The organism is Gymnodinialimonas mytili, assembly GCF_037544085.1.
In the GTDB taxonomy this organism is placed as follows: domain Bacteria; phylum Pseudomonadota; class Alphaproteobacteria; order Rhodobacterales; family Rhodobacteraceae; genus Gymnodinialimonas; species Gymnodinialimonas mytili.
Map to the genome: position 1 here is coordinate 903,578 of NZ_JBBIFW010000002.1, position 12,559 is coordinate 916,136.

The 12,559-nt window shown below is 63.7% G+C and carries 12 protein-coding genes and 1 pseudogene; 2 read left to right on the forward strand and 11 right to left on the reverse strand.

Going from position 1 to position 12,559, the window contains the following annotated elements:
* Positions 1 to 230: 230 nt before the first annotated feature.
* Genes V8J82_RS13925 through trbB form a run of 11 tightly spaced genes read right to left on the reverse strand, consistent with a single transcriptional unit; the run spans position 231 to position 9,703 of the window.
* The gene (locus V8J82_RS13925; protein ID WP_339975968.1) at positions 231 to 506 is read right to left on the reverse strand and encodes a DUF2274 domain-containing protein; all 276 of its coding nucleotides are present in this window, start codon (positions 504 to 506) and stop codon (positions 231 to 233) included.
* Positions 503 to 1,702 (reverse strand): TraB/TrbI/VirB10 family type IV secretion system protein, encoded by a 1,200-nt coding sequence (locus tag V8J82_RS13930; protein WP_339975969.1) that lies wholly within the window; start codon positions 1,700 to 1,702, stop codon positions 503 to 505. Before V8J82_RS13930 ends, V8J82_RS13925 begins: the two co-directional genes overlap by 4 nt.
* Positions 1,699 to 2,661: a P-type conjugative transfer protein TrbG gene (trbG, locus tag V8J82_RS13935; protein WP_339975970.1), complete on the reverse strand. Its 963-nt coding sequence runs from the start codon at positions 2,659 to 2,661 to the stop codon at positions 1,699 to 1,701. The genes V8J82_RS13930 and trbG overlap by 4 nt, the downstream gene beginning before the upstream one ends.
* Positions 2,662 to 2,675: 14 nt before the next feature.
* Positions 2,676 to 3,359 (reverse strand): conjugal transfer protein TrbF, encoded by a 684-nt coding sequence (gene trbF, locus V8J82_RS13940; protein ID WP_339975971.1) that lies wholly within the window; start codon positions 3,357 to 3,359, stop codon positions 2,676 to 2,678.
* Positions 3,359 to 4,645, reverse strand: coding sequence for a P-type conjugative transfer protein TrbL (gene trbL / locus V8J82_RS13945; RefSeq protein WP_339975972.1), 1,287 nt, complete (start codon positions 4,643 to 4,645; stop codon positions 3,359 to 3,361). The genes trbF and trbL overlap by 1 nt, the downstream gene beginning before the upstream one ends.
* Positions 4,646 to 4,649: 4 nt before the next feature.
* Positions 4,650 to 4,919: a putative entry exclusion protein TrbK-alt gene (gene trbK-alt, locus V8J82_RS13950; RefSeq protein WP_339975973.1), complete on the reverse strand. Its 270-nt coding sequence runs from the start codon at positions 4,917 to 4,919 to the stop codon at positions 4,650 to 4,652.
* A gap of 5 nt (positions 4,920 to 4,924) precedes the next feature.
* Positions 4,925 to 5,707: a P-type conjugative transfer protein TrbJ gene (gene trbJ, locus V8J82_RS13955; RefSeq protein ID WP_339975974.1), complete on the reverse strand. Its 783-nt coding sequence runs from the start codon at positions 5,705 to 5,707 to the stop codon at positions 4,925 to 4,927.
* On the reverse strand, positions 5,691 to 8,171 hold the full coding sequence (trbE, locus tag V8J82_RS13960; RefSeq protein WP_339975975.1) for a conjugal transfer protein TrbE: 2,481 nt from the start codon (positions 8,169 to 8,171) through the stop codon (positions 5,691 to 5,693). Before trbE ends, trbJ begins: the two co-directional genes overlap by 17 nt.
* 4 nt (positions 8,172 to 8,175) lie before the next feature.
* Entirely contained in the window at positions 8,176 to 8,445 is a 270-nt protein-coding gene (locus V8J82_RS13965; RefSeq protein ID WP_339975976.1) for a VirB3 family type IV secretion system protein, read from the reverse strand.
* Positions 8,445 to 8,747, reverse strand: a complete 303-nt coding sequence (locus tag V8J82_RS13970) for a TrbC/VirB2 family type IV secretion system protein (protein WP_439650071.1) — start codon at positions 8,745 to 8,747, stop codon at positions 8,445 to 8,447. Before V8J82_RS13970 ends, V8J82_RS13965 begins: the two co-directional genes overlap by 1 nt.
* Before the next feature lie 20 nt (positions 8,748 to 8,767).
* On the reverse strand, positions 8,768 to 9,703 hold the full coding sequence (gene trbB / locus V8J82_RS13975) for a P-type conjugative transfer ATPase TrbB (protein WP_439650072.1): 936 nt from the start codon (positions 9,701 to 9,703) through the stop codon (positions 8,768 to 8,770).
* Between the two features lie 326 nt (positions 9,704 to 10,029).
* Between trbB and V8J82_RS13980 the strand changes: the two are divergent.
* Both V8J82_RS13980 and V8J82_RS13985 read left to right on the forward strand, forming a co-directional pair.
* Positions 10,030 to 10,251: pseudogene (locus V8J82_RS13980) on the forward strand (DUF1403 family protein); the annotation flags it as partial.
* A gap of 437 nt (positions 10,252 to 10,688) precedes the next feature.
* Complete coding sequence (locus V8J82_RS13985) at positions 10,689 to 11,549, forward strand: CAP domain-containing protein (protein ID WP_339975978.1); 861 nt, start codon at positions 10,689 to 10,691, stop codon at positions 11,547 to 11,549.
* Positions 11,550 to 12,559 lie beyond the last annotated feature (1,010 nt).

A 12,559-nucleotide genomic window follows, 5' to 3' on the forward strand; every position in this document is an offset into this window, starting at 1 on the left:
CAGGTCGGCAAGGGAAATGGTAGCCCGTAGGGGGCTGGAAAAACAACGACGAAACAAATGACTAGCGCGTGGTGGGACAGTCGAAACTTCCATCCAAACCCATAGTTTTCCGAGCAAAGTGTCCCACTGGAGGACTTGACCGGCTCCTTAGGGACTTGATGCGGGTAGGGCGTGCCGATGTGCGATCCGTGTGCAAATCGATCCGCATCAGGATCTACCACCAAACGTGCTTAACCCTGCTCGCCATCAGGTTGCGCTTGCGCATCCGGCGGCTTCTTGCGGCTGGCCCGCGACCCCGCCTTGCGTGCTGTGGCGAAGCCACGGTCGGTTGACATAAAGCGGGCAAGCATGGGGGCAACGAGGCGCGAAGGTTCCAGATCCTGGCCGGTCTGGTGGCCCAAGACCGCCGCGTAGTCGCAGAGGTCGCGGTGCACGTCGGCGGGCAGCTCCACGGTCAGCTTGACCGGCTTGTCGTCATGGATCGGGCCGAGCTTCAGCTTCGTCATCTCACTTCTCCCAAAGGCTCGAGGATCAGGTCGCGGGTGACCATGACGCGGACCGGGAAGCCCGGGCGGATGGTCAGTGTCGGTGGGACGGCGAGCTGCTGTCGCACGATCTCGTCCCCGGTCCGCCCGATCGTGTCCTGTGCGGCTTCGCGGATGGCACGGGCGACGTCATCCTCGCTGTCGGCCCTGCTCTCCAGGCCGAGGTTCAGGATCGTGGCGAGACCTGCGGCCAGGAGGACACGACCCCAATTGTTGTTCACCCGGTCCTGCAGGCCGGACGCGCCGGTTCCGTCCGTGCCCGGCGCGCGTTCCAGAACAATGGAGCGGCCATCTGGAAGGATGAGGCGGGTCCAGACGAGGAGCAGGCGGTTTTGCCCGGCCGCGACATGGCTGTCGTATTCTCCCAGAAGCCGTGCCCCTTGCGGGATCAGCAGGTAGCGACCCGAAGGGCTGTCATAGACGTTCGAGGTCACCTGCGCCGAGATCTGGCCGGGAAGGTCGGAGCGGAGGCCGGTGATCAGGGCAGCCGGGATAACGGTGCCGGCCTGCAGGATGTAGGGACTGGGCGGCGTCGTAATGCGTTCAGCGCTCACTGCTTCCGTATCTCCGGTTGGCGTGAGGAAGGTCTCCCGGCTCGAGACGCGGTCGTTCGCCGCCCCGGTATTCGGGCTTGCGGGAAACAGCGCTCCCGTCGCAGGCAGGGACGGGGCTGACGACGCGCCGCCACCAGGCACGGTCTGGGCCTCGGCAAAGAGGGTGCTCAGGCGGGCGGTTTCGATCTCCTGAAGACGGCGTTGTTCGTCCGGGTCGACGGTCGTTGGGACTGGGCCCGCGAGCGGCGGAGCTGGGACGGGTTGACCCCGATCCTGTGCGCCGAGAATGGCGCGGCCAAGTTCACCGGGCAGAGGCGGTCCGAGACGCGGGATGTCGGCATAGTCGCGTGGCAGCGTCGAGAGCCCTTCGGCGGCCTGGATCCGTTCCGTGGAGTAGAGCTCGGTCTGAGTTCCGTCCGTGCGATTGCTTTGCAGCGCCACGATCAGGATTGCGCCGAGCCCGAGCCCGCCGACTGCCGTTGCAATCGCGATGGCCCGGCGGGACAGACGCATCACCCGGGGTGGGTCGGGCCTCAGGCGAAGTTCGCGGGCGATGTCCTCTTCGCTTCTCGGGCGCTCGGGCACCTCCGTCGGATGTGTCATCGCTCCGCCTCCGACAGGGGGGCGTTCGGCTGGCGTCGGACGCCATCGGTCCTTATGATCCGGACGACCTGTTGCTGCCTTTCGCCGAGGCGCAGCTCCGCCGCTCCGAACAGACGGTCGACCATCAGCACGTTGCCGAGCACGCGGGTGTTGGCGATCTGGCCACGCCCATCCGCGCCGATCACGAAGAGCGGGGGCATTTCGCCCTGGGCGATGCCTGGCGGGAAGACGACATAGACACGCCGCCCATCGTCGAAAACCGAGACCGGCCGCCAAGGCGGCGTGTCGCCCTGCAGGCCATAGCGGTAGTGCCGTTCTGCCTCGTGCGGGATCGCCGGACGCCGGAGGATCGGGGCGCGGGGCGTGGATCGCCCCTCCGGGTAGGCCCATGCAACGCTGGGCATCCAGGTCTCTTCATTCGCGTGCAATTCGATGTGATAGGTGCGCCGGTCGGTGTTGACGACGAGGTTGGTGGCGATGTCTGGGCGCGTGGGCTTGACGAGGATATGGACGCGCTCGGTGCGGCCCGACCCGCTGGTGGTGTCACCGATGATCCAGCGCGTGGTGTCGCCTGCTGCGATCGGGCCGGGACCGGTCAGGCGTTCGCCGGGCTCGAGTGCAATATTCGTGATCTGCCCGGGTGCGGCATAGACCTGGTAGAGCGCGCCCACGCTCCACGGAAACACCTGCATCGCATTGTAATAGCCTTGCTGTCGGGGCTCGACCCGGGCGGCGGCATTCGCGGCGATGATGCGCGCTTCCGGTGTGTCCGCTTCCGGATCGCCGCCGCGGGAGGGCGTCCAGGCCGGGGGCGTGTGAACCGGGCGGGGCGGCCCCTCGGCCGGGGGTGGTGCCGGCGGTGGCGTAAGGGCCGGGACCTGGTCATCATAGGCGATCTCGGGCGGGCGTTGGCCCGTGCAGGCGGTGAGCGCAGTGGCCGCGAGGAGAAGGACGGGCATGGGGGGCAATCGGCTCATTGGGCGCTCTCCCTCGACCAGTTGATGGCGTGGACATAGACGCCGAGCGGGTTGGCTCGCAGACGCTCCGCATCGCGAGGCGGCTGGATCACGACGCTCAGGATGGCGGTCCAGCGTTCGGTGGCGGCGAGTTGACCGTTTTCATAGCGTCGCTCGATCCAGGCAACGCGGAAGCTCGTCTCCGAGGCGCGGATGACGCTCGAGACCTCGATGGACACCTGCGTGTCGCCGACGAGGGCGAAGGGATCGTTCACGCGGGCATAGTCGTTCAGCGCAATCGCTCCGCGATCCGTAGCGAAGTCATAGGCGCGCAGCCAGCTCTGGCGCAGCACGATAGGGTCCGCCGGGATCTGCCGGACATTCTCGACGAAACGGGCGAGGTGCCAGGCGATCTGCGGATCGGTCGGGCGATACTCGGCCAGCGCCGGGGCGACGGCTTGGGCCGCACCAAGGTTGTCGACCTCGACCACGTAGGGGACTATGCTGCTGCGCGTCGATTGCCAGGCGAGGACCGCGCTGAGCCCGGCCGACAGGGCGAGGCAGCCGAGCGCCATGAGGCGCCAGTTGCGGGCCTGGACCCGGGCGGAACCGATGCGATCGTCCCAGACCTGGGCGGCTTTCTGATAGGGCGTGACAGGTTCGGGCGTGGTGCCATAGCGGACGCTGGGTCGGCGGAACATCAGGAGGACCTTTCGGAAAGGCTGACGACCGTGCCGCCGCCGCCATGATCGCCGGAGCGGAGGGCATGGGCGGCCGTCGAGAGGCCATGCTGGAGGGATTGTTGGCGCTTCATCCGGCGCGCCCAGTCGGGCGGGCCGTCATTGGCCGGGGAGGGCAGGGTGCTCCCCGCAAATTGACCACCGGTTGCGGCATAGGCGGTGCGGGCACCGGACCCAGCGCCGTCCGAGATCGCGCGCCGGAGCGGGCTGAACGCGGCTACGGCACCGGTTCTGCCGACCGCCGCCACCCCGCCGACGGACTTGCCCAGTGCCTTGCTGCGCGATGTAGTGCCAAGTTGATAGGCGGTGGCGGTTCCGCTGCCGACTGCACTGGCACCACGCAATCCGGCGCCAACGGTGCCAAGGGCCATCCGGGTCCCGGCCGCACCGACGACTGCGGCCCCGCCCACGGCGACACCGGTACCGACGGCGGCGCCTGCGCCGAGCTGCGGTCCGCCCGAGACGATGCCATTTGCGATGCCGGGGCCGAAGATGCCGAGGGCGAGGAGCGCCAACGCGCCTAGGACCACGGACATGGCGTCGTTGATCGTGGGCTCGCCCGCGAACCCGGCGGTGAACTCGCTGAAGATGGTGGAGCCGATACCGACGATGACGGCCAGCACCAAAACCTTGACGCCGGAGGAAATGACCAGGCCTAATACACGTTCGGCCATGAAGGCGGTTTTGTTGAAAAGGCCGAAGGGCACGAGGATGAAGCCCGCCAGCGTGGCCAGCTTGAATTCGATCAGGGTGACGAAGAGCTGGATCGCGAGGATGAAGAAGGACAGCAGGACCACGAGCCAGGCGAAGAACAGGATGAGGATCTGGATCAGGTTCTCAAAGACGGCGACGAAGCCCGTTAGCTCTGCGATGGAGGCAAGGATCGGTTGACCCGCCTCGAGCCCAACCTGCGCGATGCGCCCGGGCTGGAGGAGTTCGGCGGCGGAGAGGGTGCCGCCGGTCGCCACCAGGCCAAGGCCCGCGAAGCTGTCGAAGACGATCCTGGCCAGCGAGTTCCAATTGCCGATGATGTAGGCGAAGACACCGACAAAGATGGTCTTCTTCACAAGCCGCGCGATGATGTCGTCATCCGCGCCCCAGGCCCAGAAGAGCGCGGCCAGGGTGATGTCGATCACGATCAGCGTGGTGGCGAGAAAGGCGACGTCGCCGCCGAGAAGTCCGAAACCGGAATCGATGTACGAGGCGAAGACCTCGAGAAACCGGTCGATAACACTGACGCTGTCCATCGCTTTACTCCATCCCGGCCGGCTCTGGAGCCAGATCGAAGAAGCGCTGCCGGGCCGCCTCCCAGGCGGCGCGGCATTCGGTGTCGGTGGCGTAGTCTTCGGGCGTCAGGTCGCGGCAGTGCGCGAGCGTGCCGCGCAGCGCGTTATCCGTGACCACATGCCCTGTTTCCTCCGGCAGGATCGTCCGTGTGAGTTCCACAGCGGTGGCGAGGGCAGCGAACCCGCCCACACCGAAGGCGACGATGCGCAGGGTTCGCGGGGTATCGAGAGCCATGGCGCTCAATCCCCGAAGAAGCGCACGGTGCCGGGAGAGTAGCCGCCGCCATAGTCGAGGAAGCGGGCGAGGTTCGCACGGCCCTGCGCCTCGGCGGACGCGACCCGGGCGGCTTCCAGCGCCTCGGCCCGGTTCTGCGCGGCGATGGCGGCGGTCAGGTCGGCGATCTGCGTTGATTGGAGGGCCAGGAGCTGGTTCCCGGCCTGGGCCACTTGCAGAGCACCAACGGCCCCCTGGCTCTCGCGGATGAGCGCGTCCATCTGGGTGCGTGCACCTTCGATATTGCCCACGACCCCGGCCTGCACGCGCAAGGCGTCCTCGAAGCCCGCGATAGAGGTCTCCCACCGCTCGCGTGCGCCTGCGATCATCTCGTCGAAATCGTCGTGCGCTGCGGCAGTGCCGTAGTCCTGCGTGAAGGCCTGTTCGATGTTGGCCACGTCGAAGGCGAGGCTCTGGGCATCGGCCAACAGACGCTGCGTTTCGCCGATGGCTTCCTGGAGTTGCGCCAGCGACGAATGCGGCAGGTTCGCAAGGTTCAGCGCATCGTTCATCAGCATTTGCGCCTGGTTCTGGATTTGCGCGATCTGGTTGTTGATCTGCTCCAGCGCGAGCGCGGACGAGAGGATGTTTTCGGCATGGTTTTGCGGGTCGTAGACGATCCGCCCACCGCCGCCGAAGAAGAAGGCCTGGGCCGGTGTTGGTAGAGTGGGTGTGAGCGCGAGGGTGCCGACCATCAGCGCGGCTGCGAGTTTTAGGGGGTGGGCAGGTTGGTCAGGGTTGCGGGTCATTCTCGATCTCCTTCTGGTCGGTAGATTTGGGATCTGGAGCGGGTTGCGCCGTGATGCTGCCAAGCAGCTCGACCGCCCAGTCGAGTCCGCGATGGCGCAGCCAGGCGGCGGCGAAGCCGTCCCGGCCATGGTCGGCGAGCAACTCGGTAATGGCGGTCTGGTCGGCCTTTGAGGAGGCGGCAGTGAAGGCCAGCGCCACCGCACCGAGCCCGAGCGAGAAGAGCCGGTTTCCGTGGCGTGACTGGCAGTAGTAGTCCCGCTTTGGCGTCGCGCGGGCGACAATGTCGATCTGGCGCTCGTTGAGCCCGAAATTCTGGTAGATACGCGCGATCTGCGGTTCGAAGGCGCGTTCATTAGGCAGGAAGATCCGCGTAGGGCAGCTCTCGATGATTGCAGGCGCGATGAGAGATCCGTCGATATCGGCCAGCGATTGGGTGGCAAAGATCACCGATGCGTTCTTCTTCCTGAGCGTCTTCAGCCATTCGCGCAGCTGCCCGCCGAAACTGGCGTCGTCCAGCGCCAGCCACCCCTCGTCGATCAGGATCATGGTGGGGCACCCGTCGAGCCGTGCCTCGATCCGGTGGAAGAGATAGGCCAGCACGGCGGGGGCCTCGGGTGAGCCGATCAGTCCCTCGGTCTCGAAGGCCAACATATCCGCCGACCCCAGTTCCTCCGTCTCGGCATCCAGAAGCCGGCCGAAGGGGCCGCCGAGACAGAAGGGCTTCAGTGCGCGTTTGAGTTCGGTCGATTGCAGCAGGACCGAGAGACCGGTCAGCGTGCGCTCCTCGCGCGGGGCCGAGGCGAGAGAGGTCAGCGCTGACCAGAGGTGGTCCCGCGCTGCCGGGTCGATCACCGCGCCTTCGCGGCCGAGGATGCCCGCGAGCCAGTCCTGGGCCCAGGCGCGTTCCGCCGCTTCGTTGATCCGCGCCAGTGGCTGCAACTGAACCGCTGGTTCCTCATCGGCCAGCGCCTCGCCGAGGTTCTCCCAATCGCCGCCCATGGCGAGCGCGGCGCAGCGGATCGAGCCACCGAAGTCGAAGGCGAAGATCTGGGCACCGGCATAGCGGCGGAACTGCAGCGCCATGAGGGCCATGAGAACCGATTTGCCTGCGCCGGTCGGCCCGACGATCAGGGTATGCCCGACATCGCCCACATGTGTGGAGAATCGGAACGGGGTCGTGCCTTCCGTCTCGCCGTGGAACAACGGTGGACCATCGAGGTGTTCGTTCCGGTCCGGACCCGCCCAGACCGCCGAGATCGGGATCATGTGAGCAAGGTTCAGCGTCGAGATCGGAGGCTGGCGGACGTTGGCATAGAGATGCCCGGGCAGGGAGCCGAGCCAGGCCTCGAGGGCGTTCAGGGTTTCCGGGATGCAGGTAAAATCGCGCCCCTGTACGATCTTCTCTACGGCCTTGAGCTTCGCTTCGGCCGCCCGCGGGTCTTCGTCCCAGACGGTGATCGTGGCGGTGACATAGGCCGCACCCGCCACATCGGCACCAAGCTCCTGCAGCGCCTCGTCCGCATCTGCCGCCTTGTTGGCCGCATCGCTGTCGAGCAGGGTCGAGGCCTCGTTGGTCATCACCTCCTTGAGGATCGCGGCGACCGACTTGCGCTTGGCGAACCATTGCCGGCGAATGCGAGTGAACACCCGGGCGGCATCTGTCTTGTCGAGGCAGATCGCGCGGGTGCACCAGCGATACTCGAAACCCTGCGCGTTCAACTCGTCGAGCAGTCCGGGCCATGTGGCGCTTGGCAGCCCGATGATGGTCAGGATCTTGAGATGTGCGGCCCCAAGTCTGGGTGTCAGCCCACCCACCAACGGGTCATCGGCCAGAACCGCGTCGAGATGCATTGGCACCTCCGGCACGCGGACGCGCTGTCGCCGCGTTGAAACTGTCGAGTGCAGGTAGGTCAGGCTCTCGGCGTCCGAGAGCCAGGCGATTTCCGGCATGAACCCGTCGAGCAGATCGATCAGCCGGCCGGCGCGGCTGACAAAGCCGGAGACAAAATCCTGAGGTTTGGTGCTGCGATCGGGGGCATTCTCCAGCAGCCAGCCTTCGGCGCGGCTCGCGTCGTCGGCGGGCGGCAGCCAGACCAGCGTCAGGAAATACGCACTCTCGAAATGTGCCCCCGCTTCCTCGAACTGCGCGCGCCGTTCGGCATCGACAAGGGCTGAGACGGGATCGGGGAACTCGGAGGCGGGGTAGTCTTGCGCCGGGATACGCTGAGCCTCCACGAAGACAGCCCAGCCCGAGCCAAGCCGCCGCAGCGCGCCGTTGAGCCGGGCCGATGTGGCGACCAGTTCTGCGGGCGCGGCGGACTCCAGGTCCGGCCCCCGGAACCGTGCCGTGCGCTGCAGGCTGCCGTCCTTGTTCAGGATAACGCCCGGTGCGACAAGCGCCGCCCATGGCAGGAAATCGGCCAGAAGTGCCGGTTTGGACCGGTATTCGGCGAGGCGCATCATTGGCTCAAACCCTGATCGAGGACGGGTAGCGGAGATGCCGCCGCGCCACCTCGGCGATCTGTGCATCTCGCTTGGCAGCCCAGACCGCGAGGAGATGACCAACCAGCCAGAACGCCAGGCCCACGAGCCAAAGACGCAGGCCGAGCCCGATGGCGGCGGCGAGAGTGCCGTTTGCGATGGCGATGGTGCGGGGAGCACCGGCCAGCAGGATCGGATCGATCAACGCCCGGTGGACCGGGGCATAATAGCCGGGGATGTCGGTGGGGCTCTCCATCAGATCAGCGCTCCGCCGCCGAAAGAGAAGAAGGAGAGAAAAAAGCTCGAGGCCGCGAAGGCGATGGATAGTCCGAAGACGATCTGGACCAGACGCCGGAACCCGCCCGAACTGTCGCCAAAGGCCAGAGTCAGGCCCGTGACAATGATGATGATCACCGCGACGATCTTGGCGACCGGGCCTTCGATGGACTCCAGGATGGTTTGCAAGGGGGCTTCCCAGGGCATGCCGGACCCGGCGGCGAGCGCCGGCTCGGGCAGGGCGAAAGCCAGAAGGGTCAACGCGGCGGTGCCGGGCAGCAGTTGGGGGGATCGAATGAGGGTCACGTACGGTCTCCTGAGTGTGGCGAAAGAAGGGGGGTGAGGGCGTAGTCGCCGGAAGCTGTGAGGCCGGTGACCCGAGCAAGTTCGGACAGATGGCGCTCGGTGCCGCGTCCTGACAGCACGGCGATGATGTCGATGGTCTCTGTGATCAGGGCGCGCGGGACGGTAACCACTGCTTCCTGGATGAGCTGCTCCAGCCGCCGCAGAGCGCCGATTGCGGTCCCGGCGTGAATCGTTCCGATCCCGCCCGGATGGCCGGTGCCCCAGGCCTTTAGCAGGTCCAACGCTTCCGGGCCGCGTACCTCGCCGATTGGGATGCGATCGGGCCGCAGCCGCAGCGAGGCACACACGAGATCGGACAGGGTCGCGACCTTGTCCTTGGTGCGCAATGCCACGAGGTTCGGCGTCAAGCATTGAAGTTCTCGCGTGTCCTCGATCAGGACCACACGGTCGGAAGTCCTGGCGACCTCTGCCAAAAGTGCGTTGGCAAGGGTGGTCTTGCCGGTCGAGGTGCCGCCTGCCACGAGGATATTGGCCCGGCTTTTCACACCCTCGCGCAAATGGTCCGAGGCGTTTGCCGAAAGAATGCCGTTGGAGACATAGTCCTGGAGGCTAAATACCGCAACGGCGGGCTTGCGAATGGCGAATGTTGGGGCAGACACCACCGGCGGCAGCAACCCTTCGAAACGCTCGCCTGTCCCAGGCAACTCTGCAGAAACACGAGGAGACTCGGGATGCACCTCAGCCCCGATATGATGCGCGACAAGCCGGATGATGCGCTCACCATCTGCCGGGGATAGAGTCGCGCCTGTTTCGGCCAGCCCGTCGGCCAATCGGTCCACCCAGAGCCGCCCGTCGGGGTTCAGCATCACTTCGACTACGCTCGCATCCTCTAGCCAGGTCGCGATGTCGATACCAAGCGCAGTGCGCAGCATCCGCGCGCTACGGAAAGATGTCTCAGTTTGGAAGGGCGCAACGGTCATGGTGGGTCCCGCGATGGTTCTCGGGACCGATTAAGAAGACGGCTATTTGGCTACGGGCAACAGCTGTGAAGGCGTAGTAGAGGCGTAGCGAGCAGAGGCAGGTTTTCTGCGGCCCCGATTTCTACCGGCCGCAATCGACGGCTCACATGGAGACTTCAAACGACGGTTGATACGTGTCCAATAAGGCAAGCTTATTGGACGTGGCGGAGAGCGGCGGGGTGGGGCGGTTTATACATCATATTGTGGACGTAAGCGCCGTCCTGCGATAGTCTTGTGGCATGACCTATGCCCCCGAGCGCGCCGACACCCTCCCTCACATGCCCGCCTGGGTCACCGCGGCGCGGCCGGAAACCCCTGAAGATGTGGCGGTTTTGTCCGGCGCCGCGCTCGCCCATCTGCATCTGGTGTTGCGCCAGCAGGACGTCCCCCAGACCTTGCTCCGGGCGCGGCTGGCCCTGCGCGCGGCCGAGGCCTGTGCGGTCTTCACACCACGATCCGACTGAGGCGTAGGTGGGACGTCGCCTTGATGCTCGGATATTTGGTCGCAAAACCTGCCGAGGGAGTACACAGGCTAGAGTTTGAACAGTGATAAGACGACCTACCGTCTAAGCTGCGCTGGCGCGAATGGGCGCGCTGCATCTAAGTGGAGCTGTTTGCCAATGCATCACTGGTCGATCTCAAGGCTCTAACCCGTATCATTGGGTAGGTGTTTTCCGTCGATTTTCAAATAGAAAATGCTGTTTTGGATCTGGAAGGGCTGTTCTTTGAGATCGCGATAGGCGCCTGCGGCTGGGCGGCTCGGCTATGTGCCGAATGAGCGCTTGTTGGGCGGCGCAAATCTGCTGACGGTTATTTCCTGCTTAGGACGCTCCTGGCAGTCAGCCAGTGGGCGCTTGTTCGGTAAGGCCGCGCAACCAAGCGTTGAACAGCGCCTTGGATGGCGCCCAGCATCGCAGCTGGCAGAGACCCGCGGATCAAGGGATCTCCGGCCAACCCAACTCGGCCGAAACAAACGGCGAAACAACGAGGTAAGATGATGTCACAAGCTAATGCAGCTGAACTGCTCATGCTGTCGTTTATCAATGAAGAGCGCACCGCCCGTGGGCTTGACTCGCTCGACATGAACAACCGGCTCAACGAGTCGAGCGAAGAGCATAGTCAGTGGATGCTCGAAACGGACACCTTCGCGCATAGAGGCGATGGCGGCAGTAGTGCGACGCAGCGGATTCAAGAGGCCGAATACGATCTTGAAGGAAGTTGGCGCACAGCCGAAAACATCGGGTGGCAAAGTGAGCGCGGGGCCCCCGGCATTGAGGATGATGTTCGCGATATCCACGCCTCGCTGATGAATAGCCCAGGCCACCGCGCCAACATCCTCAACCCCGAATTAGAGGATATCGGAATCGGCATTGAGGTCGGCGCCTTTGACGGGTTTGAGGCCGTCATGGTGACCCAGAACTTTGCCACTTCTGATGCCGACAATGGCGTAACCGCACCTGAACTGCCGGACGATACGCTGATGTCAGAGCTCGATCTTGCCGACGTCCCCAGTGATTTAAACGACACGTCAGGTCTGCAGTTCGATACCGTCGATCGGTTCGACTTCGCCGATCTGTTTAATAGCGTCGATCAGGTGGATCTGACAGAAAGCTTCTCTGGTCAGGCCTTTACGGGAACGATCTCGGCCAACGGCGAAACAGTCACGATAGACGACCCAGCCGAATTCGAAAGGCTCTCTGAGGGGTTGTTTGAACTCCTGCGGGACATGTCCATGAATACGGATTGCTTGTTCGTCTGAGGCACCATTGTTCTCTTTAAAAGAAGTGCGCCCATCGGGCGCGCTTCGCATCAGATGTCAAAGCATCGACATGGGCCCGTTTTATTAGAAAACTCTTCTTTGACTTAGCGTTTAGACGCTGACTCAAATCATCCTATGGATGGCAGCGATGCGCAGAAAGCGGACTTTGCAAAGTTTTGTGATAGGCCCGTTGCAGACATTGCTTGCCATGATTTGTGCCGCGGCGCGGCTTCCCGGAAGCGGACGTTCATAATCGGTCCAGCATTTCTTCGCTGTCGGTACAAGTGCCCAGCTGCTCTCGTGAAGCAGCCTGATGGCAACCACTTAATCGCAGAATTGTTTCGTCCTCGGCGCGACGTGAACTACACATGGCGAGTGCGACGCTGGAGGAGCGTGGCAGTGCTTGAGGTAGCTACCAAGCAAGCGCGCGACATCGAAAGTGCGCGGGTCGTGTCATACTAGTTATATGAGTATTTCCGGGCGAGTTGACTTTTTAATTGCGCAATAGGGCGCAATTGCCTCGCTAGGGAGACAGACGAATTTGCAGCAAGACAGCTAATGGGGGAAGTGATCACATCGGCAGGCTAGTCAGAGGACGAACTGACAGCTCAGCTCAAATCCAGTTTCATAATAGGTTGGGTTTTTGCTCTTGCGTGTTACGATCCTTCGTAGAAGTACGATTGACCATTCATGGATTAATAATGCTTGAGACTGTGTTGGATCGCATCGGCGACCCTGACGTAAGGACGTTGATAAGTTGGCTTGGTGGCGGCTTGGTCGTTGTTTTCAGTGCACTTTGGACTGTCTTTACGTTCTTTTTGAAACGAGCCGAACAAGTAGAGAATGCCCAGGATCAAAGAAACGGCCACTCCAATTCAGTTTTGCTCACAACCGTAAAAACTACTCTAATCTCCAATGGCTTATCGGGAAAGCCGCTCGTTTTCCTAATACTAGTTTGTTTGGGAATGGTTCTATTGCTCGGCTTGCGCGGAGGTGGTGATCAAGCAAGA

Coding starts and splice junctions, on each gene's coding strand:
- trbB (WP_439650072.1), bottom strand. CDS start 9,703: ATGCTGCGCACTGCGCTTGGTATCGACATCGCGACCTGGCTAGAGGAT.
- trbK-alt (WP_339975973.1), bottom strand. CDS start 4,919: ATGGCTCTCGATACCCCGCGAACCCTGCGCATCGTCGCCTTCGGTGTG.
- trbG (WP_339975970.1), bottom strand. CDS start 2,661: ATGCCCGTCCTTCTCCTCGCGGCCACTGCGCTCACCGCCTGCACGGGC.
- V8J82_RS13925 (WP_339975968.1), bottom strand. CDS start 506: ATGACGAAGCTGAAGCTCGGCCCGATCCATGACGACAAGCCGGTCAAG.
- trbF (WP_339975971.1), bottom strand. CDS start 3,359: ATGTTCCGCCGACCCAGCGTCCGCTATGGCACCACGCCCGAACCTGTC.
- V8J82_RS13965 (WP_339975976.1), bottom strand. CDS start 8,445: ATGGAGAGCCCCACCGACATCCCCGGCTATTATGCCCCGGTCCACCGG.
- V8J82_RS13985 (WP_339975978.1), top strand. CDS start 10,689: ATGGCGCCCAGCATCGCAGCTGGCAGAGACCCGCGGATCAAGGGATCT.
- trbL (WP_339975972.1), bottom strand. CDS start 4,645: ATGGACAGCGTCAGTGTTATCGACCGGTTTCTCGAGGTCTTCGCCTCG.
- V8J82_RS13930 (WP_339975969.1), bottom strand. CDS start 1,702: ATGACACATCCGACGGAGGTGCCCGAGCGCCCGAGAAGCGAAGAGGAC.
- trbJ (WP_339975974.1), bottom strand. CDS start 5,707: ATGACCCGCAACCCTGACCAACCTGCCCACCCCCTAAAACTCGCAGCC.
- trbE (WP_339975975.1), bottom strand. CDS start 8,171: ATGATGCGCCTCGCCGAATACCGGTCCAAACCGGCACTTCTGGCCGAT.